The organism is Pseudomonas sp. PDM04 (assembly GCF_014851765.1).
Lineage (GTDB): Bacteria > Pseudomonadota > Gammaproteobacteria > Pseudomonadales > Pseudomonadaceae > Aquipseudomonas.
The window spans coordinates 596,110-618,272 of sequence record NZ_JACVAI010000003.1 but is presented as its reverse complement, the minus strand read 5'-3'; the positions used below and the strand labels follow the sequence as shown (position 1 = coordinate 618,272).

Genomic DNA, 22,163 nt, shown 5'->3' with positions numbered 1-22,163 from the left:
TCTCCCGAAGGCACTCTCGCTCCCACAGGGATCCGGGTTGATCACACCCATTTTGGGTGGCCCATGTCCAGAGTGGGAGCGATGCTCGCGACAGCGTCATCAGGCACGTCATCGACCTCCGCCACCAGCCGCAGATTCACCCGCAACCCAACCCCGGTGTTCTCGGCCCAAATCTGCCCGCCCTGCCGCTGTACCGCGTTTCGCGCGATGCTCAGGCCCAGGCCGAATCCGCCGTTGCCCGGTCGCGAGCCGTCGAGGCGAATGAACGGTGAGAAGATCCGTTCCAGATCCTTGTCGGCCACCCCGCCCCCTTCATCTTCCAGCCACAGGTGCCAGAAGTGGCCTTCACGTCGCCCGTCCAGTCGCACGATGCCGCCTGTCGGGGAATGCCGGATGGCATTGCGCAGGATGTTTTCCAAGGCCTGGGCCAGTGTGTTGAGGTTGCCGCGAACCCAGCAGGTGGAATCCACCAGGCACTGCAAGCGCCCCACCGGGCAAGCGCTTTCATAGCAGGCGTTTTCCGTGAGCATTTCCCACAGCGCCTGGATCTGGATCGCTTCGTCGGGCAACGGCGCGCGCTCGGTGTCGAGCCAGGCCAGTTGCAGCGTATCTTCGACCAGGCGCTGCATGCCGTCGACTTCGCGGCCGATGCGCTCGCGCAGTTGCGTCAGGTTTTGCTCGCCTTCACTGGCCACGCGCAGACGACTCAGGGGCGTGCGCAGTTCATGGGACAAGTCGCGCAACAGCTGTTGTTGCAGCGCAACGGTGCTTTGCAGACGTTCGGACATGTGGTCGAACGCACGGCCCAGCTCACCCAGTTCATCGGAGCGGTTGGTGGTGCGGCTGGACAGGCGCACGCCCAGTTGATCGGCACGCCAGGCGTTCGCCTGTTCGCGCAGCTGATTGAGGGGCACCACCAGCAGGCGATACAGCCCGACGCACAGCAGCAGGGTGAACAGCCCGGGGATGACGACATTGGTGATCACGCGCCAGAACACCTGATAGCGCCCAGGCTGGAAACGCTGGGGCAGTTGGATCACCAGGCTGCCGGCGGAGGGATCGCCGGGAAACGGCACGCGCATCCACGGCAGGTTTTTCTTGTGGATCGGCCAGTCGAGGCCGCGCAGGAAAGTCAGGCGCTCGATTTGCGAGTCGGTCAGCGCCTCACTGCTCAACGACTGCAAATCGCCGCTGATGACCACCGACCAACCCTGTTCGCGCTGACGCATCACCTGCAGCCAGGCATCGACGCCGGGGCGCTGGCGCTGCCGCCACGCCTGTTCGGCTTCGGCGGCGTAACGGGTCAGGGTGCCCCGGGCTTCATCCGAGAGAAACTGGTTGCGCTCTTCCATGTAGCGCCCCCAGGACCAGCTCAGCCAGATCATCAGCAGACAGAACGCCACCAGCAGGCAGGCAAGTTTCCAGAACAGCGAATGCCGCCCCGGCAGGTCAGCCCACTTCATGGTCGGCCCCCAGGACGTAGCCTTTGCCCCACACCGTGCGCACTTCCCGCTCGGTGTAGCCGATGGCCTTGAGCTTGCGGCGGATCTGGCTGATGTGCATGTCGAGGCTGCGGTCGTGGGCCGCGTACCCGCGCTGCAGCACGTGCTGATAAAGGAAGGCCTTGCTCAACACTTCGTCGCCGTTGCGGTTGAGGGTGTCGAGCAAGCGGTATTCGCTGCGGGTCAGTCCGGCAGCCTGTTCGCCATAGAACACCTCGAAGCGCTCCTCGTCGAATCGCAGGCTGTCCACCGCCGGCACCGGCGGTTCGACCGACGGCCGGCGGTCCAGCGCGACGCGACGCAGGATCGCTTCGATGCGCACGTGCAATTCAGCCATGCTGAAGGGCTTGGGCAGGTAATCATCGGCACCGAGACGAAAACCGCTGATGCGATCCGCCTCGGCCCCCAGCGCCGACATCAGCAGCACCGGGGTGGAATGGTTCTGGCGCAACTCGGTCAACACCGACAAGCCATTCAGGCCCGGCAGCAGGATGTCCATCAGCACCACGTCGAAGGTATTCTCGCGGGCCATCGCCAGGCCTTCCTGCCCGTTCTGGCACCAAGTGACCTGGAAACCGCTGCGCCCCAGTTGCTCGTGCACGTAGGCACCCAGCACCAGGTCGTCTTCGATGGAGAGGATTCGGGGATGGCCAACAGCATTGGGAGTCATGACTATCTGCAAATAATTCTCAGTTGGCGATTATTCAAGATTGCCTCGCCAGGGGCAAGCCGAGCGTTGCCCGCGACCTCCAGACCCCGAGCGGCCCGACGAATGGCGACATCAATTTTACGAGGATTGCCCGCAAGCAAATCGCTACACTGCGCAGGTGGCGCGTGCCGGATGTACGCGCCGGTTCCTAAATGGCTGGATGCAGGAGAGTGGCGTGCTCAAGAAACTGGGAATTAAAGGCCGCGTGCTGTTGCTGACCTTGCTTCCAACCAGCCTGATGGCCCTGGTGCTGGGCGGCTATTTCACCTGGATGCAGCAATCGGACCTGCAAGCCCAACTCATGCAGCGCGGCGAAATGATCGCCGAACAGCTCGCCCCTCTCGTCGCCCCGGCCATGAGCCACAACGACGCCGAACTGCTCGAACGCATCGCGACCCAATCCCTGGAAACCCCTGACGTGCGCGCGGTGACCTTCCTCGCCCCGGACCGCACGCCACTCGCCCATGCCGGCCCGACCATGCTCAATCAGGCCCCCCTGGGCAACGGCTCGCAGATGCTGCGACGCAGCGGCAACGACGCGACCCGTTACCTGCTGCCGGTGTTCGGCAAGCACCGCAACCTCGCCGGCGACCTGATTCCCGAGGAAACCGAGCGCATGCTGGGCTGGGTCGAACTGGAAATCTCGCACAACGGCATGCTACTGCGCGGCTATCGCAGCCTGTTCGCCAGCCTGCTGCTGATCGGCGCAGGCCTGGCAGCCACGGCGCTGCTGGCATTGCGCATGGGCCGCACGATCAACCGGCCGCTGAACCAGATCCAGCAAGCGGTGGCGCAGCTCAAGGACGGTCACCTGGAAACCCGCCTGCCGCCCCTCGGCAGCCAGGAGCTGGATGAACTGGCCTCCGGCATCAACCGCATGGCCGGCACCCTGCAAAACGCCCAGGAAGAGTTGCAGCACAGCATCGACCAGGCCACCGAGGACGTGCGCCAGAACCTGGAAACCATTGAAATCCAGAACATCGAGCTGGACCTGGCGCGCAAGGAAGCCCTGGAGGCGAGCCGGATCAAATCCGAATTCCTGGCCAACATGAGCCATGAGATCCGTACGCCGCTCAATGGCATTCTCGGTTTCACCCACCTGTTGCAGAAAAGCGAACTGACACCGCGCCAGCTCGATTACCTGGGCACCATCGAAAAATCCGCCGACAGCCTGCTGGGCATCATCAACGAGATCCTCGACTTCTCGAAAATCGAGGCCGGCAAGCTGGTGCTCGATCATATTCCGTTCAACCTGCGCGACCTGCTCCAGGACACCCTGACCATCCTCGCTCCCGCCGCCCATGCCAAACAGCTGGAGCTGGTGAGCCTAGTGTATCGCGACACGCCGTTGTCGCTGGTGGGGGATCCGTTGCGGCTCAAGCAGATCCTCACCAACCTGGTGAGCAATGCGATCAAGTTCACCCGCGAAGGCACCATCGTCGCCCGCGCCATGCTCGAAGACGAACACGAAGACAGCGTGCAATTGCGCATCAGCATCCAGGACACCGGCATCGGCTTGTCCAACGAGGATGTGCGCGCCCTTTTCCAGGCCTTCAGCCAGGCCGACAACTCGCTGTCCCGGCAGCCGGGCGGCACGGGCCTGGGTCTGGTGATTTCCAAGCGCCTGATCGAGCAGATGGGCGGCGAGATTGGCGTCGACAGCACGCCCGGCGAAGGTTCGGAGTTCTGGATCAGCCTGAGCCTGCCCAAAACCCGTGACGATGCCGAGGACATGCCCGGTGCGCCGCTGCTCGGACGGCGGGTCGCGGTCCTGGAAAACCACGAACTGGCGCGCCAGGCATTGCAGCATCAACTGGAGGATTGTGGCCTGGAGGTCACGCCGTTCAATACCCTGGAAAGGCTGACCAATGGCGTGATGGGCGCGCACCAGACCGACCAGGCCATCGACCTCGCCGTGCTCGGCATCACCAGCAACGACATGCCGCCGGAGCGCCTCAACCAGCATATCTGGGACCTCGAGCACCTCGGCTGCAAGGTGCTGGTTTTGTGCCCGACCACCGAACAGACGTTGTTCCACCTGTCGGTGCCCAACCCGCACAGTCAGCTTCAGGCCAAACCGGCCTGCACGCGCAAGCTGCGCCGGTCCCTGTCCGACCTGGTCAACCCGCGCCAGCAACGCAGCGAGCCCGGCGAGCCGGTGGCCAGCCGGGCCCCCAAAGTGCTGTGTGTCGACGACAACCCGGCCAACCTGTTGCTGGTGCAAACCCTGCTCGAAGACCTCGGGGCCAAGGTTCTCGCCGTGGAAAGCGGTTATGCCGCGGTCAAGGCCGTGCAGAGCGAGACCTTTGATCTGGTGCTGATGGATGTGCAGATGCCCGGCATGGACGGACGCCAGAGTACCGAGAGCATCCGCCAGTGGGAAAGTGAACGGCACAGCACGCCGATGCCGATCGTGGCCCTCACGGCCCACGCCATGGCCAACGAAAAACGCGCCTTGCTGCAAAGTGGCATGGACGACTACCTGACCAAACCGATCAGTGAAAGACAACTGGCCCAGGTGGTGTTGAAGTGGACCGGCCTGGCGCTGCGCAATCAGGTTCCGGAGCGTTCCAGCGACAGCCACGGCAGCGGCCATGAACTGCAGGTGCTGGATCACGAAGAAGGCTTGCGCCTGGCCGCCGGCAAGCAGGATCTGGCGGCGGACATGCTGGCAATGCTGCTGGCGTCGCTGGAGGCCGACCGCGAAGCGATCCGTGTGGCCCGCGAAACCCAGGATCACACGGCGTTGATCGAACGGGTGCATCGCCTGCATGGCGCGACCCGCTACTGCGGGGTGCCGCAGCTCAGAGCGGCCTGCCAACGCAGCGAAACCCTGCTCAAGCAACAGGACCCGAAAGCCTCCGGCGCCCTGGAAGAACTCGATCGGGCCATCAATCGACTGGCGGCTCAGGCCCGCATAAATGCCTGATGCAGCGCAATGGCGTTGACCACGCTCGGCGCTAGGATAAAAGCGCGAGACCCGCTTTGCGGTGATCGTGGCGTATCAGCCGACATTGCTCGACTGGCACACCCTCGTGGCGAGCGGGCTCGCTCCCACCTCGATCGGCCGAACCGTTTTTGAGTTTCCAGGAGGATGCCATGCGTACGATTCTTTTCAGCAGCCAGACTTACGACCGCGACAGCTTTCTCGGCGCCGACCTCCCCGCCGGCATCGAACTGCACTTCCAGTCGGCACGACTGAGCCTGGACACCGTGGCGTTGGCCGAACACCACGAAGTGGTCTGCGCGTTCATCAACGATGACCTCGGCGCGCCCGTGCTCGAACACCTGGCAGCAGGCGGCACTCGCCTGATCGCCTTGCGCTCGGCCGGCTACAACCATGTCGACCTGGCCGTGGCCAAGCGCCTGGGGCTGACGATCGTACGGGTTCCGGCCTACTCGCCCCATGCGGTGGCCGAACACGCAGTGGCGCTGATCCTGGCGCTCAACCGTCGCTTGCACCGTGCCTACAACCGCACCCGCGAAGGGGATTTCAGCCTGCATGGGCTGACCGGTTTCGACCTGGTGGGCAAGACCGTCGGCGTGGTCGGCACCGGACAGATCGGCGCGACCTTTGCCAAAATCATGAACGGCTTCGGCTGCCAGCTCCTGGCCTACGACCCCTATCCCAATCCGCAGGTGGAAGCGCTGGGCGCGCGCTACCTGGACTTGCCGCAGTTGCTCGCGCAATCGCAGATCATCAGCCTGCACTGCCCGCTCAACGCGCACAGCAAACACCTGATCAACCGCGATTCGCTGGCGCACATGCAACCCGGCGCCATGCTGATCAACACCGGGCGCGGTGGCCTGGTGGACACGCCGGCGCTGATCGATGCCTTGAAGGAGGGCCAATTGGGTTACCTGGGGCTGGACGTGTACGAGGAAGAAGCCCAGCTGTTCTTCGAAGACCGCTCCGACCTGCCGTTGCAGGACGACGTGCTGGCCCGCCTGCTGACCTTCCCCAACGTGATCGTCACCGCGCACCAGGCCTTCCTGACCCGTGAAGCCCTGGGCGCCATCGCCGCGACAACATTGCAGAATATTGCCGCGTGGGCGGCCGGCGACCCGCAAAACCAGGTGGATGTCGGCTGAACCGGATCGAAGGTCGCTTCTGTGCGCAGTGCGGCACCGATGTCCGTGCTAGCATTCCGCGCAGATTTGGAGGACCCATGGTCGAACACGATTTCCGCTATAACCTGATGAACCCGCAACACACCCTCACCGAATGCCGCGCCCTGGTGCCGGGGCGTTATCAAGTCACCGGCAACGGCGGCTCGATTCGCAACAATGACGTGCTGGTCGTCACCCTCAAGGGCGCCAAGGACTTGTCCATGCGCCTGACCGTCGAAACGGTACGCCACCTGATCAACCCGCCCGGTCAATGGGTCGCGGTGGCCAGTGGCCCGGTGTTCGGCGAACTGGCGATCCACACCTGGAAAGTCAATTGCGACAGCTGCGCCAGGGAACTGAGCTTCGAGTTCGCCGTCGACGCCAAGCTGGGCAACAAGGCTGAAAAGCCTGCGGCCACGGCGCGGATCGCCGAACTTGGCTGGCGCAGCGTTGGCGAGAAACACCTGTGCCCGAAATGCCAGGAGCCTGCGTGATGAAACGCCTCGCTCTGAGCGCACTGGTCGGTGCCAGCCTGCTGGGCTGCGCCGCCGAGCCGGTCCAACTGCAACAGAACCGCAGCTACATTCTGGAGTGGATTGGCGAGCGCCCATTGATGGATTACAGCCACCTGACCATCACCCTCGGTGAAGACGGCCGGGCCTATGGCAATGCCGGCTGCAACCACTGGTTTGCGCCCTACACGCTGGACGGCGACAAGCTGAGTTTCGGCAAGGTCGGCAGCACCCGCAAATTGTGTGCACCTGCGCTCATGGAACAGGAAAAGCGTTTCCTCCAGGCGCTGGAAGGCGTGCAGCGCTGGGACGTGTCATCGATCGAGCAGATGCGCTTCTGGCCTGCCGAAGGCAAGCCACTGCGCTGGTGGCTCGAAGAGGGTTGAGCCCTGTGTGAGTATCGGTCCCGCGCTCGCACGCGGGATCGATCATCGCGCTCAGTGGATCGCCTGCAATGCTTGCAGCTTGGCCATGACGCCCGCCGCCGTCTGTTCGCCCATCAGTTGTTCACGCACCTTGCCCTTGTTGTCGATGATGTACGTCACCGGCAACGCCTCGCTGCGCGGCAAGTCGAAAATCTCGCTGGGGTCCTGTGCCAGCACGGTGAACTTGATGCCCAGCTTTTCGCTGGCGCTTTTCAGTTCTTCACCCTGCACGTTGTCGAAGTTGACCCCGAATACGCCGATGTTCTTGCCTTTCAATTGATCGGCCAGGGTGTTCAGCTCCGGGATCTCGGTACGGCACGGCCCACACCACTCCGCCCAGTAATTGAGCACCAGCCACTGCTTGTCCAGACGTTCGGCCGCGACTTTCTGGCCGTTCTGGTCGATCCCGTAATCGTTGCCGCAGCCCCCCAGCATCAGCGCTGCGAAAATCGCGAATGCCGCTGCCAATCGCCTTGTCATGTCGTAATCCTTGTTCAAAATTGAATGCGCCTGCGACCCATCGCCTCCCAAGGTTCTGGATTACGCGCAGCACAGTTAGAATAGCCGCCACCTTACGCCAAATGCGACCCGCACATGACCGATCTGACGCTTTATCACAACCCGCGCTGCTCGAAATCCCGCGGCGCGCTGGAGCTGCTCGAAGCCCGTGGCCTGACCCCGACCGTGGTCCGCTACCTGGATGAACCGCTGGACGCCGCGCAGATCCGGGGCTTGCTGAAAAAGCTCGGCCTCAGCGCCCGACAACTCCTGCGCACCGGCGAAGAGGACTACAAAACCCTCCACCTGGCCGACGCCAGCCTGAGCGAGGCGCAGTTGATCGCGGCAATCGCCGCGCACCCGAAACTGATGGAGCGGCCGATTCTCGAGGTCGGCGACAAAGCCGTGATCGGCCGCCCACCCGAGCAGATCCTGGAACTGTTGCCATGAGTGCGCCGTACATTCTGGTGCTGTATTACAGCCGCAGCGGCTCGACCAACGAAATGGCCCGGCAGATTGCCCGGGGTGTCGAGCAGGCCGGGATGGAAGCGCGCCTGCGCACCGTGCCGGCGATCTCGGCCGAATGTGAAGCCGTGTCGCCGGACATTCCCGACGAAGGTGCGTTGTATGCCAGCCTCGATGACCTGAAAAACTGCGCGGGCCTGGCCCTCGGCAGCCCCACGCGCTTCGGCAACATGGCGGCGCCGCTCAAATACTTCCTCGACGGCACCAGCAACCTGTGGCTGACCGGAGCCCTGGTGGGCAAACCGGCGGGTGTGTTCACCTCCACCGCCAGCCTGCACGGCGGCCAGGAAACCACCCTGCTGTCGATGATGCTGCCCTTGTTGCACCACGGCATGCTGATCACCGGCCTGCCGTACAGCGAATCGGCCCTCCTGGAAACCCAGGGCGGTGGCACGCCGTACGGCGCCAGCCATCACGCCGGTGCCGATGGCAAAAGCGCCCTGGATAGCCACGAAGTGGCGCTGTGCCGCGCCCTGGGCCTGCGCCTGGCCAAGACCGCACAGAAACTGGAGGGCTGAGGGTGGCCAAGAAGCCGAAAGTCCTGCCCGCCATCGAATGGCTCGAGCCGCGCGTGCGGGCCATGCGCGTGATCAGCCTGCTGTGTTTTTTCGGCCTGGTGGGGCTGCTGTGCGTCTACTACCTGTGGGTGGCGGACCTGCACGGCGCCCGACCCTGGGTGATTCTGCTGATCGAGCTGGTGCCGCTGCTGTTATTGGCGCCCGGCATGCTGGTCGGCAGCCCCCGCGGGCATTCGTGGATGTGTTTTGCGGTGAATCTGTATTTCATCAAGGGCGCGTTGGCCGCGTATGACCCGAACCGTCAGGTGTTCGGGTTGCTGGAGATGGGCGCGAGCCTGGCGGTGTTCTGCTCGGCATTGCTGTATGTGCGCTGGCGGCATCAGTTGAACCGCAGGCTGGCGGGCGAAGGCGCAATCGCCGCCGCCTGATCAACCGCTATTGTCGCAACGCGGTCCGGAGCAGGCTCGCTCCCACACCGGACCAGGGTCGCTGCCCTGTGGGAGCGAGATCGGCTTGCCGCCGACGAACTCAACTCGGTGTCAGTGATTGGCGGTGTAAGCCAGCATCATCGAGATCTGGCTCATCGGCCGTCCACCGCTCTCTTCGTGCCACTGGTTGAACACGTCTTGCACCAGGGCCAGGTCGCGCAGGCTGGTCGGCACCTTGTCGATGATCTTCTGCGCATTCAATGCCGCCACCACGTCATAGCTCGGCACGAAGGTGTCCTTGCCGACCATCCGCAGGAACCGGGGCGCCGACAGCCCGCCCAATTGACTGCCGCGCTTTTTCAGGTACGTCCACAAGCCGACGATATCGGTCACCGGCCAATCGGCGATCAACGTGCCGAAGCTACCCTTCTCATGGGCCACGTCCAACACGAACTGCGCGTTGCGCGGCACGCTCTTGAGCTTGCCCAGGTGACGGATGATTCGCGCTTCCTGCATCAGGCGCTCAAGGTGTTCGGCACTCATCAGCACGACCTTTTCCGGGTCGAAGCGGAAAAACACTTCCTCGAAGGCCGGCCACTTGGCGTCCACCAGACTGTGCTTGAGCCCGGCGCGGAAGACACGCAGGGCCATGGTCGAGAGGTAGCGGTCGTCGGTGATGTCGCGCAATTGCGCCGGGGTCTTGGGAACGGGCAGATGGGCTTGCAGTTCAGCCGCCGAACCGAAGCGGTTCAGGCAGTACTCGTTCAGCCACTTGTAATCGCGCATGCCCTCTCCTGGTATCGAAAAACAGAACCTGTTTACAGGTTGACTACGTTGACGAAGCGCGAAGCCGCGGTTTCGTCGATCTTCAGGCTGGTGAAATCGAACAGGTTGCGGTCCGCCAGCTGCGACGGGATCACGTTCTGCAAGCTGCGGAAGATGCTCTCGGTGCGGCCCGGAGTCTTGCGCTCCCAGTCCTGAAGCATTTCCTTGACCACCTGACGTTGCAGGTTTTCCTGCGACCCGCAGAGGTTGCACGGGATGATCGGGAACTGCTTGAAGTCCGAGTAGGCCTGGATGTCTTTTTCGTTGCAGTAGGCCAACGGCCGAATCACCACGTTACGGCCGTCGTCGGCACGCAACTTTGGCGGCATGGCCTTGAGCGAGCCATTGAAGAACATGTTGAGGAAGAAGGTTTCGACGATGTCGTCGCGGTGATGACCGAGGGCCATCTTGGTCGCGCCGATTTCGTCGGCAAAGGTGTAGAGCGTGCCGCGACGCAGGCGCGAGCACAGCGAGCAGGTGGTCTTGCCTTCCGGAATCAGTTCCTTGACCACCGAATAGGTGTCTTTCTCGACGATGTGATACTCGATGCCCAGCGTTTTCAGGTACGCCGGCAGCACGTCCTCGGGAAAGCCCGGCTGCTTCTGGTCCATGTTCACGGCGACGATCTCGAACTTGATCGGCGCTACCTTCTGCAAATGCATCAGCACGTCGAGCATGGTGTAGCTGTCCTTGCCACCGGACAGGCAGACCATGACCTTGTCGCCGTCTTCAATCATGTTGAAATCGGTAACGGCCTCACCGGCCAGTCGGCGAAGGCGCTTTTGCAGTTTGTTCTGGTTGACCGTGAGAGTGCCCATGACGCGAAATCCGTGAGGTGTGACGAAAGGCCGGCATTTTACGCATAAACGCCGGGCTGGCGAAGCGCTCTCTGTCTGCCGGAGGGCTGGCGTTTGACAGAGCTTGCGGCGATTAACAGGCATGTTTACAGCGCGATTTGCTCTAACACCCCTGCACCAACGCCGGTAAGACCTTTCTATACTGCGACATAAGGTCGCAGACATATAAAGACCTTTCTTACCTGGCCACTTTGGCCCGTAAGCGCTCCACTGGGGGGCGACGGTAAAAACAAGAGGAGTGACTGGCATGATCCATCACGTAGTGGGGCTCTTCACCCACCCCGACCAGGAATGGAAAGAAATCCGTGGCGATCAGGAGGAAAGCATCAGCCACATGTACCTGACCCACACGCTGATTCTTGCGGCGATCCCCGCCGTGTCGGCGTTTATCGGCACCACGCAGGTTGGCTGGGTGATCGGCAACCGTGCGCCGGTGATGCTGACGAACGAGAGCGCGCTCTGGATGACGATCATGTCGTACCTGGCGATGCTCGGGGGCGTTGCAGTGATGGGCGCGTTCATTCACTGGATGGCGCGCACCTATGATGCCAACCCGAGCCTGGCTCGCTGCGTGGCGTTTGCGACCTATACCGCGACCCCGCTGTTCGTCGGCGGCCTCGCGGCCCTGTACCCCCACATGTGGCTGGGGATGATCGTCGGGACGGCGGCCATCTGCTACACGGTGTACCTGCTGTATGTGGGGCTGCCGACCTTCATGAATATTCCATCGGATGAGGGCTTCCTGTTTTCGAGTTCAGTGCTTGCCGTCGGCCTGGTAGTGCTGGTGGCCATCATGGCGTTCACGGTCATTGTCTGGGGGCTTGGCGTAGGGCCGGTCTATACCAATTAGCGACACGTCACCCAATAACAACATCTGCCAATACAGGCCGCCGCAAGGCGGCCTTCTATTGTCCAGGACCACCGCAGGCGCGACGACCATTCGGCGCATCGGCGATTCGCAAGGCCCCGGGGTTGCGGCATACTCGACATCTCTGGAGAGCCATCAAGCATGCCCGAGCAACTCAATACCCGCGTCGAAGACTGTTTCCAACAAGCCGAATCCTTTTTCAAACGAACGTTCAAACGCCCGGTGGTCAGCCTCAAGCTGCGCGGGCAAAAAGCCGGTGTCGCGCACCTGCACGAGAACCTGCTGCGGTTCAATCCGCAGCTGTACCGGGAAAACACCGAAGACTTCCTCAAGCAGACCGTGGCCCATGAGGTCGCCCACCTGATTGCCCACCAGTTGTTCGGCGATCGCATCCAGCCCCATGGTGAAGAGTGGCAATTGATCATGCGCGGTGTATACGAACTGCCACCCAATCGCTGCCACACCTATGACGTCAAGCGACGTAGCGTGACCCGCTACATCTACAAGTGCCCGTGCGCCGACAGCGATTTCCCCTTCTCGGCCCAGCGCCACAGCCTGGTGCGCCAGGGGCGGAGGTATCTGTGTCGGCGGTGCCGCAACACCTTGGTGTTCAGTGGGGAGATGCGAGTCGAGTAGCCGGTTTTTGTGGTGACCGGTCTGGCCCCATCGCGAGCAGGCTCGCTCCCACAGGGTCAGATGTAGCAGACAAAATGTATGAACGACGCCGGCTACTGTGGGAGCGAGCCTGCTCGCGATGGCGCCGGGACAAGCGCTAAAGAATCACCTTGGCCCGCCGCAAATCGCTAATCCGCTCCCCACTGAACCCCAAAGCCCCCAACACCTCATCCGTGTGCTCGCCTAACTCAGCGCCAATATGCCTGGCCTCAGGCAACCCACCGGAGAATTTCAGCGGGCACGCCATCTGCGCCTGGCTCGAACCATCGCCCCGTGGAACCTGGGTCACCAATTGCCGTGCCTGCAACTGCGGATGCCTCACCGCCTCCCCCAGACTCAACACCGGCTCGACACAGGCATCCAGTTCGGCAAACAACGCCCACAATTCGGCAAAATCGTGTTTCTCGAATTCGATCTTCAATGCGTCCTTGAGCTGTTTTTGCCGTGCCGGTTGCGGCGACAGGCCCAGGGCTGCCAGTTCTTCGAGGCCCAGTGCCGTGCACAGTTGCTTCATGAATGCCGGCTCCAGACTGCCCACCGACAACCACCGTCCGTCCCGTGAACGGTAATAGTCATAAAAGCTGCCACCGTTGAGCACCTGGGTTTCCCGGCCCGGCTCCTCGCCGCAGGCCAGGTAACCGGCACCGGCCATGGCGTTCAGGCTGAACGCGCAGTCGGTCATGCTCACGTCCAGGTACTGCCCCAGGCCGCTGTGCTGGCGGGCAATCACCGCCGCCAGCAGTCCTGCGACCGCGTGCAACGAGCCACCCGCGACATCCGCCACCTGCATGCCCAGAGGCAACGGCCCGGAGTCGACGCGGCCGGTGTAGCTTGCCTGCCCGGCCAGCGCCAGGTAATTGATGTCATGGCCGGCGCGATCCCGGTAGGGACCGGTCTGCCCGTAACCGGTGATCGACACATAGATCAGTTTCGGATTGATGGCTTTCAACGCTTCGTAGCCCAACCCCAATCGCTCCATCACACCGGGGCGGAACTGTTCCAGGACGATGTCGTGGTCCTGCAGCAACGCCGTGATGATTTCCAGCGCCTCGGGCTGCTTGAGGTCCAGCGCGAGGCTGCGTTTGTTGCGATTGAGGTAGGCGTGGCTCGCCGACACGCCCTGGTCATGGGGCGGCAGCACGCGCAGCAGGTCGGTGCGGGTCGGCGACTCGATACGCAATACCTCGGCGCCCATGTCGGCTAAAAGCAGCGAAGCGAACGGCCCCGGCAACAGGGTCGAGAAATCCAGAATCTTGAGGGATGCCAGTGGACCGGGCATGAATGATCTCCAGTGCGATAGCTCACATGCGATAGCTCCAGCCTAGGCAGCCGATGGCGTTGCGGCAATCACCCGATGTGTCAGCAACTGTGACCGTTATGCTCAAATCGCAGGCATGAAAAAACCCGCCGAAGCGGGTTTTCTCGTTTGCAGCAGGGTTTACTTGACGCTGCTCGGGGTTGGGCCTTCGGCCACACCCAGGTCGTCTTCGGCACGCTCTTCGGCAATGCCGCGACCACCAGAAGCCAGCTCGGCCTGCAGCACGTCGGTGTCCAGTTCCTTGACCCACTTGGCCACAACGACGGTCGCCACCGCGTTACCGACCAGGTTGGTCAGTGCACGGGCTTCGGACATGAAACGGTCAATACCGAGGATCAGCGCCAGGCCGGCGACCGGCAGGTGACCGACTGCGGACAGGGTGGCGGCCAACACGATGAAACCACTGCCGGTCACGCCAGCAGCACCTTTGGAGGACAGCAGCAGCACCACCAGCAGGGTGATCTGGTGAGTAATGTCCATGTGGGTGTCGGTTGCCTGAGCGATGAACACTGCCGCCATGGTCAGGTAGATCGCGGTACCGTCGAGGTTGAACGAGTAACCGGTCGGGATCACCAGACCCACGACGGATTTCTTCGCACCCAGGCGTTCCATCTTGATCAGCATGCGCGGCAGTACCGATTCCGAGGAAGAAGTACCCAGCACGATCAGCAGCTCTTCACGGATGTAGCGGATCAGTTTCAGGACGCTGAAGCCGTGGGCACGAGCGATACCGCCCAGCACGATCAGGATGAACAGCAGGCAGGTGATGTAGAAGCAGGCCATCAATTGACCCAGTTGCACCAGCGAACCGACACCGTAGGCACCGATGGTGAAGGCCATGGCACCGAAGGCACCGATCGGCGCGAGCTTCATGATCATGTTGATGATGTTGAACATCACGTGGGCGAAGCGATCGATGAAGTCCAGGACCGGCTTGCCGTAGGCACCCAGGCGATGCAGGGCGAAACCGAAGATCACCGAGAACATCAGCACTTGCAGGATATCGCCGGTGGCGAATGCGCCAACGATGGTCGAAGGGATCACGTTCAGCAGGAAGCCGACGACGCTCTGATCAGCACCGGCCGAAACGTATTGAGCGACTTTGGAAGCATCCAGCGTGGCCACGTCGATGTGCATGCCGTTGCCCGGCTGGACGATATTGACCACCACCAGGCCGACCAGCAAGGCGATGGTCGAGACGATTTCGAAGTACAGCAGCGCGTAGCCGCCGGTCTTGCCCACCGACTTCATGCTCTGCATGCCGGCGATGCCGCTGACGACGGTGCAGAAGATGATCGGGGCGATGACCATTTTGATCAGTTTGATGAACCCGTCACCCAGTGGCTTTACTGCCACACCGAGCTGCGGGTAGTAGTGACCGAGCAGAATGCCGATAACGATGGCAACGATCACCTGGGCATACAGGGATTTGTACAGTGGCTGACGAGTCGTCATTGCAAAGTTCCTCAAGAGCGTCCCGCGACAACATCCATCTGTTGTCGACGACACCTCATTTGCGAACCCTCCTGCACTGGAGGGATTTGTTTTTTCGAGCTGCACGGAGGCAGGCATCTGCCCGTTCTATCGCAAGTGGCGTGCCACTTTGCTCAAAATGCCTGTAAGCCTTTTGCCATCAGGGGTTACCGATCCACCTTGCCATGAACGTGTTGCAAAACAGTGGCGGATTTCCGCCCATCCGCCAGACCTCGTCCTGCAATTTGGCGGATATCCGCCTTGTTGAAGGCCAGACAGCACGACTACCATTCGTCGTTCAATGACGGATCTGCCTGTTATGCGCGAACGCACCATCGCCAGTCATTTCGCCCGCGCCGCCCTCGGTGGTGCGCGCCGCCTGGGTCGTGACTGCTCGGAACTGCTGAACCAGCTCGGCATCAGCCCCGAGTTGCTGGATGAACCGCGCGCGAGAATCGCGCCTGAACAGTTCACCCGATTGATCCAGGGTTTGTGGCTGGCGCTCGATGACGAATACCTCGGCTTCGGGCCGGTTCCGAGCAAGACCGGCAGTTTTGCGATGATGTGTCATGCCGTGATTCACTGCCGCAATCTCGATCGGGCACTGCACCGTGGCTTATTGTTTTATAGCCTATTCCCGGACGGTCCGCGCCTGACCCTGACCCGCGAAGACCCACTGATCCGCCTGAGCCTCGACGACTCGCAGTTCCACGACCCGGACCACTTCCTCACCGAGAGCCAGTTGATGGTCTGGCATCGGCTCGGCAGTTGGCTGATCGGGCAACGCATCCGGCTGGAGCAGGCGACGTTCAGTTATGCAAAGCCAGCGCATGGGGCCGAATACGACTTGTTGTTCCCCTGCCCATTGGTGTTCGGTGCGCCGCAGAGCAGCCTGTTGTTCCACAGTCGCTACCTGAGCATGCCGTTGCTGCAGGACGAGCGAACCCTCAAGCATTTCCTTGAACGCTCCCCCGCTGACTTGTTGTCGCGCCCGGACGACGGCGACAGCCTGAGCAGTCGACTGCGCCGCCTGCTCAGTAGCGACAGTGCGCGCTGGCCGGACCTGGAAGCCGTGGCCGCGCACCTACACATCAGTCCGCAAACGCTGCGCCGGCACCTGCGCGAAGAGGGTTCGAGTTTTCAGGAGTTGAAGGACCAGTTGCGGCGGGACATCGCCATTTATCACTTGGGCCGCGCAGACCTGTCACTGCAGCAGATTGCCGAGCAACTGGGGTTTTCCGAGCCATCGGCGTTTCATCGGGCGTTCAAGAAGTGGACGGGCCTGACACCGGGCGCCTATCGGGCGCAGGAGAACTGAAGTTCCAGCGCTCGTCAGGCGCCGTGTCCAATGCCATCAGGGGAACCTACCCGTCCATAGGGGTGGAAACTTACTCTAAACGCGGGATGATCAGCGACAAGCCAGGATATATCTTGTCCGGATGTTCCAGCACCGAGCGGTTCGCATTGAAAATCAGCGTAAACCTGGCAGCCTCTCCATAAAACTCGCGGGCGATCTTTGCCAAAGTATCCCCCTTCACAACAACATACATATTCAACTGAGTGACGGGCGGAATCGCCAGTGTTGCGGGTGGCGCAAACTCCACATCACCCAGTTGTTTAATTTGTTCAATGAATGAATCGAGATGATTGGCCGTGGTCGCATGAATATCGTGCATCAAGACAATCGAGTTCTTTTTGTTTCTGATCTGTTCAATACCATGGGTGACCCAGCCTCCCTGTCGATAGTCGGGATTCCAGTCCAAGGTATCCACACTCCAGAGCACCTGCCGATACCCAAGACCGGCTACCGTCCGATCGACCAGCGCGTCGTGGGCGCCGTAAGGCGGGCGCATGATCGGGTCCGGATCTTGAAAGGGCGCCAGCGCCTGTTCGGTCTTCTGGATTTGCTCAATGATGGTGTCCGGGTCCTGGCCGACCAGCCTAAGATGATCGTAAGTGTGATTGCCTATCCGGTGCCCTTCATCGAGGATGCGTCGAATACGGTCGGCCTGTTTGGCAACCAGGTGACCTACCACAAAGAAAGTTGCCTTTATATCGGACTTCGCCAATGTATCGAGTACTGTTTCGGTGTGGGTTTGCCGAGGTCCATCATCAAACGTAAGCCACACTTTTTTATTGTCCATTAGTTCGCTCTCTGGGTGACGTGCAATGAGTTGGCCCATAACAACCTCAAGCCGTAATCCTACGGAGACCTGCAGTTGATAGAGCGTTGCTTATTACCTGTCAGCCAAGCACTTAAAGCCAACAAAACATTGTTGCCGGTCGTTTAATACCCAGTGCGGGAAGCGATAGCACTCCATGCACTATCCCGTCACGCTCAAGGGGTGGGGAAATGGATGCGAAACGCCGCTCCGCCCATTGGCGAATCCCCAAGGGTCAGCCGGGCGCTGTAGCTCTCGATGATGTCCTTGACCACTGCCAAGCCGATGCCCTGCCCCGGGTGCTGACGGTCCAGGCGTTCACCGCGCTCCAGGATCCGCGCACGCTGGTCCGGCGGCACCCCCGGCCCGTCATCCTCGACGCACAACTCAATCGCACTCAGGCTTTCGTGCACGCTGATGCGCACTTCGCCCAGGCACAGGCGATAGGCGTTCTCCAGCAGGTTACCCAGCATTTCCAGCAATGCGCCCTGTTCGATCGGCACGCAGCATTGCTCCGGCAGGTCGAAGGCCACCCGCACGCGCTTGTCGCGGTAGACCTTGTCCAGCGTATCGCACAGGCTTTGCAGCACCGGTTGCAGGCGCACCTGATGGCGCACCAGACCGCTTTTGCGCAGGCTGGCGCGCTGCAATTGATAGCTGATCTGCTGACTCATGCGTTCGATCTGGGTTTGCAGCACCCAGGCCTGGTCCCGGTCCTGGGGGCGCTGGGCCATGTCTTCGCTGACGCCCTGCAACACCGCCAACGGGGTTTTCAGGCTGTGCGCCAGGTCATCCAGGGAGTCGCGATAACGGCTGCGCTGCTCGCGCTCGCTGTGCAACAAACGGTTGAGCGAACCGGTCAGGCGCAACAGTTCGCGCGGGTGCTGTTCGCTGAGGCTTTCGCGAGCGCCGCTTTCGATTTCGTCGAGCTCCTGGCTCAGCCGGCGCAGCGCCTGCAAGCCCCAGGTCAGGCCGATCCACAACAAGGCCAGGAGCACCAGCAGCGCCGCGCCAAACCCCAGGTAGAGATTTTCCCGCAGGCCTTCGAGGGTGACTTCGTACTCGCGCACCGGTTGCAGGGTGACAATGCTGAACGCCGCGCTCTTGCCGCCGAGCAGTTTGACCTCGACGTCATAGACGAAATAATCCTGGCCGTCGGCTTCGCTGATCCGCGCGAATTCGTTGCCGCGCCCGTCATAACGCGGTTTGTAGTTGATGTGTTCTTCGCGGGTGCCTTTCGAGCGCCAGACCAGATGGCCGTCGCGGTCGTAGATGTAGCCGAGCAGGCGGCTGTCGGTCAGGTTGAAACGCTCATCGGGCAACTGCGCCGGCATCTGCAGGCGATTGCCCTCGACCCGCGCGGCCGAGATCAACGTGGTGACGTCCGACGCCAGGCGTTGCTCGATGGAGTCCTGCAACGCCAGGCTGAACGCCCCCTGCATCGCCGGCAACAGTGCCAGCATGAACAACACCGCCAGCAGGGTGGCGGCCAGCATCAAACGGACACGAAGCGAACGGATCAAGTGCAGCGCTCATTGAACAGGTAGCCGAGGCCACGCACGGTGTCGATCGGCTTGAACCCCGCCGGGCCTTCGAGTTTGCGGCGCAGACGGCCGACCAGCACTTCGATCACGTTCGGATCGCGCTCGTCGTCATCCGGATAGAGCTGTTCCATCAAGCGGTCCTTGGCCACCACTTGCTGGTGATGGCGCATCAGGTACTCGAGGATCCGGTATTCATACGCGGTCAGCGCCAGCGGCTGTTCGTCGAGCGTCGCCTGCTTGCGATTGAGGTCGAGCAGCAGCGGCCCGGCGACGATGGTCGACTGGGTGAAACCGCTGGAACGGCGCAGCAGGGCATTGAGGCGCGCGTCGAGTTCCTCGAACTGGAACGGCTTGACCACGTAGTCGTCGGCACCGGCGGCAAGGCCTTCGACCTTGTCCTGCCAGTTGCCGCGCGCGGTGAGGATCAGGATGGGAAAGGTCTTGCCGCCCGAGCGCAACTGGCGAATCAGGTCGAGCCCGCCCATTCCCGGCAGGCCGAGATCGATCACCGCCAGGTCATGGTTGAACTGCTCGGTCTGGTACAGCGCATCGACGGCATTGCCCACCGATTCGACGACATGACCGCTGTCTGTCAGGCGGGTTTGCAGGTGATGGCGCAACAGCGCTTCATCTTCGACGACCAGCAATTTCATAACGCTCTCCCGGGCAAATCAACCTCTCCAGAGGTGCACCCACCTCGATGGCTAACATGGCGACGCCGGATCAGCCGCGGGGCGGATCCGGTGTCGGTCTTGCGCTACGCTGTTCAGAAAGCGTAGTTGGCGGACAAGTAAGTCTGGGCGCTGCTGGTCAAGTCCAGCGACCCCTGTTTGCTGCCACCGCTCTGGCTCATCTCGGTGCTGGCATTGCTGCGCAGGTAACGGTAACCCAGTTCCACCGAGGTGTTTTGCGAAACCTGCTGCAACACACCCAATTGGCCACCGACGGCGTAACCGATATCGCTGTCGCGGCTGTAGCCCGGCGAGTCCTGGGTCAGCTTGGTCAGGCCGGCGGTGGCGCCGCCAAACAATTTCGTGCTGCCGCCCACCGGATAGAACAGGTCGTAGCTGCCCAGCAGGTTTTCCTGACGCAGTTTAATGCCATTGTGCGAACCCGACACGTTGTCGTAGGTGGCGTAGTAACGACCCTGGCTGTTTTGCTGACCCAGACGCACACCCCAGGTGTTGTCCTTGCCGATCACGCCGTCGGCGTTCGGGTGATTGAGGTTGGCGTCCAGGGCGTTGGATTTCTTGACCTTGTCGCTGGTCTGTCCAAAAGTTAGGCTGGCAAAGTTATCGTCGGTCGCGTGAGCCGCTACGCTTGCGCCCATCACCGTGAAAGCCAGCAGCAGTTTTTTTAAGGTCGTCATTGGCGTGTTTCCTCGAGTGCGATGTGCTTTTCGGGTATGGCGCAAGGTTACTGACCCCGCCCTGAACTGCCCCTGAACGCACTCTGAACCTGAGCTGAACCAGATCGAACCGGCTGTTTAACCCCTTCCTTGCAGGAGATTCGAGCATGCGCGTATTCCTCGCTGTCCTTTTGCTGGCCTTGAGCGGGCTTGGCCACGCCGCGATCAAGACCCAGGAAATTCCCTATAAAAGCGCCGACGGCACAGCCTTGATCGGTTACTACGCCTACGACGATGCCATCCAGGGCAAACGCCCGGGCGTGGTGGTGGTGCACGAATGGTGGGGGCTCAACGACTACACCAAGCGCCGCGCCCGTGACCTTGCGGCCCTGGGCTACAGCGCGCTGGCCATCGACATGTACGGCGATGGCAAGAACACCGAGCACCCCAAGGACGCCCTGGCCTTCATGCAGGCGGCCTTGAAGGACAGCGCCGCTTCCAGCGCACGCTTCAAGGCCGGTCTCGACCTGTTGAAGCAACAGGCACAGACCGATCCGGACAAAGTGGCGGCGATCGGCTATTGCTTCGGCGGCGCGGTGGTACTGAATGCGGCCCGCCAGGGCGTACCGCTGGCCGGCGTGGTGAGCTTCCACGGCGCGCTGGCGACCCAGACACCGGCCGAGCCTGGCAAGGTGAAGGCGAAAATCCTGGTCGAGCATGGGGCGCTGGACAGCATGGTCACGGCAGAAAACGTGGCGGCGTTCAAGAACGAGATGGACAAGGCCGGGGCCGACTACACCTTCGTCAGCCTTGACGGGGCCAAGCACGGCTTCAGCAACCCGGATGCGGATCGCCTGGGCCATGGCGATCATGGCGGGCCGGACATTGGTTACAACAAGGCGGCGGATGAAAAGTCCTGGGCGGACATGCAGGCGTTTTTCAAGAAGATCTTTGGTTGATCAGCCAGGCCGGGGTGGCCTCATCGCGAGCGGGCTCGTTCCCCCATTGAAATGCGTTCAATGGGGGAGCGAGCCCGCGCGGATGGTGTCCTTCGGTCCAACGCCGGACTACCCTCCAACGAGCCAACCCGGCAAAATGCCCCCATGAACGCCCTTCCCGCCCTGCCCGCCTGTTGCACCCCGCTCGATGCCGACTGGCCGCTGCCGTTTATGCTGCCCGAGACCGTGCTGCTGAGCACGCATTTCAACAGCTCGAAACTGACCGGCGATGATTTCCGCCACAGCGCCATCGAGCCGCCGACGACCATCCAGCGCTCGGTGGCCAAGCGTCAGGCCGAGTTTCTTGCCGGGCGTATTTGCGCGCGGGCTGCACTGCAACAACTGGAGGGGCTGAACGTGGTCCCGGCCATAGGCGACGACCGGGCGCCGGTCTGGCCGGCGCACATCAGTGGTTCGATCACCCACAGCACTGGCCGGGCAGCGGCGATCGTCGCGCGCAAAAGCCATTGGCGCGGCCTGGGCATGGACCTGGAAAACCTGCTCGATTCCGAACGGGCAGAACGCCTGGCCGGGGAAATCCTCACCCCGGCCGAGCTGCAGCGCATGGCCGCCGGCCGCTACGATCAACTGGCGCTGCTGGTGACCCTCACCTTCTCAGTGAAGGAAAGCCTGTTCAAAGCGCTGTACCCGATCGTGCAACAGCGCTTTTACTTCGAGCACGCCGAGGTGCTGGAGTGGAGCGAGGCCGGGACCGTGCGCCTGCGCCTGCTGACCGACCTGTCCAGTGAATGGCGCCATGGCACCGAGCTGGATGCGCAGTTCGGGGTGAAGGATGGACAGCTGTTGAGCCTGGTCAGTATCCAGGCCTGAAGGTTTTTTTGTTCGGGCCTCATCGCCAGCAGGCTCG

The 22,163-nt window shown here is 62.0% G+C and carries 23 protein-coding genes; 12 read left to right on the top strand and 11 right to left on the bottom strand.

The window, feature by feature from the left end; all coding sequences use genetic code 11:
• Positions 1-41 precede the first annotated feature (41 nt).
• The gene (locus IB249_RS14825) at positions 42-1,463 is read right to left on the bottom strand and encodes a histidine kinase sensor domain-containing protein (RefSeq protein ID WP_192305909.1); all 1,422 of its coding nucleotides are present in this window, start codon (positions 1,461-1,463) and stop codon (positions 42-44) included.
• Positions 1,450-2,172 carry a response regulator transcription factor gene (locus tag IB249_RS14820; RefSeq protein WP_192305907.1) on the bottom strand — a complete coding sequence of 241 codons (723 nt, stop codon included), beginning with the start codon at positions 2,170-2,172 and terminating at the stop codon, positions 1,450-1,452. Before IB249_RS14820 ends, IB249_RS14825 begins: the two co-directional genes overlap by 14 nt.
• Positions 2,173-2,386: 214 nt before the next feature.
• Here IB249_RS14820 and IB249_RS14815 point away from each other — a divergent pair, with 214 nt between their 5' ends.
• The 4 genes from IB249_RS14815 (at position 2,387) to IB249_RS14800 (ending at position 7,219) form a co-directional block, all read left to right on the top strand.
• The gene (locus IB249_RS14815; protein WP_192305906.1) at positions 2,387-5,140 is read left to right on the top strand and encodes a response regulator; all 2,754 of its coding nucleotides are present in this window, start codon (positions 2,387-2,389) and stop codon (positions 5,138-5,140) included.
• A gap of 170 nt (positions 5,141-5,310) precedes the next feature.
• On the top strand, positions 5,311-6,303 hold the full coding sequence (locus tag IB249_RS14810) for a 2-hydroxyacid dehydrogenase (protein ID WP_192305903.1): 993 nt from the start codon (positions 5,311-5,313) through the stop codon (positions 6,301-6,303).
• 77 nt (positions 6,304-6,380) lie between these two features.
• Entirely contained in the window at positions 6,381-6,815 is a 435-nt protein-coding gene (locus IB249_RS14805) for a hypothetical protein (protein WP_192305901.1), read from the top strand.
• The gene (locus IB249_RS14800) at positions 6,815-7,219 is read left to right on the top strand and encodes an META domain-containing protein (RefSeq protein WP_192305899.1); all 405 of its coding nucleotides are present in this window, start codon (positions 6,815-6,817) and stop codon (positions 7,217-7,219) included. The genes IB249_RS14805 and IB249_RS14800 overlap by 1 nt, the downstream gene beginning before the upstream one ends.
• 51 nt (positions 7,220-7,270) lie before the next feature.
• Here the strand turns inward: IB249_RS14800 and IB249_RS14795 are convergent, their stop codons facing one another.
• Positions 7,271-7,738 carry a TlpA disulfide reductase family protein gene (locus tag IB249_RS14795; protein ID WP_192305897.1) on the bottom strand — a complete coding sequence of 156 codons (468 nt, stop codon included), beginning with the start codon at positions 7,736-7,738 and terminating at the stop codon, positions 7,271-7,273.
• A gap of 114 nt (positions 7,739-7,852) precedes the next feature.
• Between IB249_RS14795 and arsC the strand changes: the two genes are divergently transcribed.
• Genes arsC through IB249_RS14780 form a run of 3 tightly spaced genes read left to right on the top strand, consistent with a single transcriptional unit; the run spans position 7,853 to position 9,227 of the window.
• The gene (gene arsC, locus IB249_RS14790; RefSeq protein WP_192305895.1) at positions 7,853-8,206 is read left to right on the top strand and encodes an arsenate reductase (glutaredoxin); all 354 of its coding nucleotides are present in this window, start codon (positions 7,853-7,855) and stop codon (positions 8,204-8,206) included.
• On the top strand, positions 8,203-8,799 hold the full coding sequence (gene wrbA, locus IB249_RS14785) for an NAD(P)H:quinone oxidoreductase (RefSeq protein ID WP_192305893.1): 597 nt from the start codon (positions 8,203-8,205) through the stop codon (positions 8,797-8,799). Before arsC ends, wrbA begins: the two co-directional genes overlap by 4 nt.
• A 2-nt stretch (positions 8,800-8,801) precedes the next feature.
• Positions 8,802-9,227 carry a DUF2069 domain-containing protein gene (locus IB249_RS14780; RefSeq protein ID WP_192305891.1) on the top strand — a complete coding sequence of 142 codons (426 nt, stop codon included), beginning with the start codon at positions 8,802-8,804 and terminating at the stop codon, positions 9,225-9,227.
• Positions 9,228-9,338: 111 nt separating this feature from the next.
• On the opposite strand, the gene IB249_RS14775 is transcribed toward IB249_RS14780, so the two are convergent.
• Complete coding sequence (locus IB249_RS14775) at positions 9,339-10,013, bottom strand: DNA-3-methyladenine glycosylase I (RefSeq protein WP_192305889.1); 675 nt, start codon at positions 10,011-10,013, stop codon at positions 9,339-9,341.
• 32 nt (positions 10,014-10,045) lie between these two features.
• Positions 10,046-10,870: a tRNA 2-thiocytidine(32) synthetase TtcA gene (ttcA, locus tag IB249_RS14770; RefSeq protein WP_192305887.1), complete on the bottom strand. Its 825-nt coding sequence runs from the start codon at positions 10,868-10,870 to the stop codon at positions 10,046-10,048.
• Between the two features lie 286 nt (positions 10,871-11,156).
• Between ttcA and IB249_RS14765 the strand changes: the two genes are divergently transcribed.
• A complete protein-coding gene (locus IB249_RS14765; protein WP_192305885.1) occupies positions 11,157-11,759 on the top strand; it encodes a Yip1 family protein in 603 nt (200 codons plus the stop codon).
• Between the two features lie 159 nt (positions 11,760-11,918).
• Entirely contained in the window at positions 11,919-12,413 is a 495-nt protein-coding gene (locus IB249_RS14760; RefSeq protein ID WP_192305883.1) for a SprT family zinc-dependent metalloprotease, read from the top strand.
• Between the two features lie 136 nt (positions 12,414-12,549).
• On the opposite strand, the gene IB249_RS14755 is transcribed toward IB249_RS14760, so the two are convergent.
• Both IB249_RS14755 and IB249_RS14750 read right to left on the bottom strand, forming a co-directional pair.
• A complete protein-coding gene (locus IB249_RS14755) occupies positions 12,550-13,731 on the bottom strand; it encodes a CaiB/BaiF CoA transferase family protein (protein WP_192305881.1) in 1,182 nt (393 codons plus the stop codon).
• Positions 13,732-13,890: 159 nt separating this feature from the next.
• Entirely contained in the window at positions 13,891-15,225 is a 1,335-nt protein-coding gene (locus IB249_RS14750) for a dicarboxylate/amino acid:cation symporter (protein WP_192305879.1), read from the bottom strand.
• A 337-nt stretch (positions 15,226-15,562) separates the two neighbouring features.
• On the opposite strand from IB249_RS14750, the gene IB249_RS14745 reads away from it, so the two are divergent.
• On the top strand, positions 15,563-16,561 hold the full coding sequence (locus IB249_RS14745) for an AraC family transcriptional regulator (RefSeq protein ID WP_192305877.1): 999 nt from the start codon (positions 15,563-15,565) through the stop codon (positions 16,559-16,561).
• Positions 16,562-16,631: 70 nt separating this feature from the next.
• On the opposite strand, the gene IB249_RS14740 is transcribed toward IB249_RS14745, so the two are convergent.
• From IB249_RS14740 to IB249_RS14725, 4 genes are all read right to left on the bottom strand, one after another.
• Complete coding sequence (locus IB249_RS14740; protein WP_192305875.1) at positions 16,632-17,426, bottom strand: polysaccharide deacetylase family protein; 795 nt, start codon at positions 17,424-17,426, stop codon at positions 16,632-16,634.
• A 155-nt stretch (positions 17,427-17,581) separates the two neighbouring features.
• Entirely contained in the window at positions 17,582-18,928 is a 1,347-nt protein-coding gene (locus tag IB249_RS14735; protein ID WP_192305873.1) for an ATP-binding protein, read from the bottom strand.
• Complete coding sequence (locus IB249_RS14730) at positions 18,925-19,602, bottom strand: response regulator (protein ID WP_192305871.1); 678 nt, start codon at positions 19,600-19,602, stop codon at positions 18,925-18,927. Before IB249_RS14730 ends, IB249_RS14735 begins: the two co-directional genes overlap by 4 nt.
• A gap of 113 nt (positions 19,603-19,715) precedes the next feature.
• Positions 19,716-20,318, bottom strand: a complete 603-nt coding sequence (locus IB249_RS14725) for a hypothetical protein (protein WP_192305869.1) — start codon at positions 20,316-20,318, stop codon at positions 19,716-19,718.
• 146 nt (positions 20,319-20,464) lie between these two features.
• Here IB249_RS14725 and IB249_RS14720 point away from each other — a divergent pair, with 146 nt between their 5' ends.
• Positions 20,465-21,256 (top strand): dienelactone hydrolase family protein, encoded by a 792-nt coding sequence (locus tag IB249_RS14720; protein ID WP_192305867.1) that lies wholly within the window; start codon positions 20,465-20,467, stop codon positions 21,254-21,256.
• A gap of 144 nt (positions 21,257-21,400) precedes the next feature.
• Positions 21,401-22,126 (top strand): 4'-phosphopantetheinyl transferase family protein, encoded by a 726-nt coding sequence (locus tag IB249_RS14715; RefSeq protein WP_192305865.1) that lies wholly within the window; start codon positions 21,401-21,403, stop codon positions 22,124-22,126.
• The last annotated feature ends 37 nt before the right edge of the window (positions 22,127-22,163 follow it).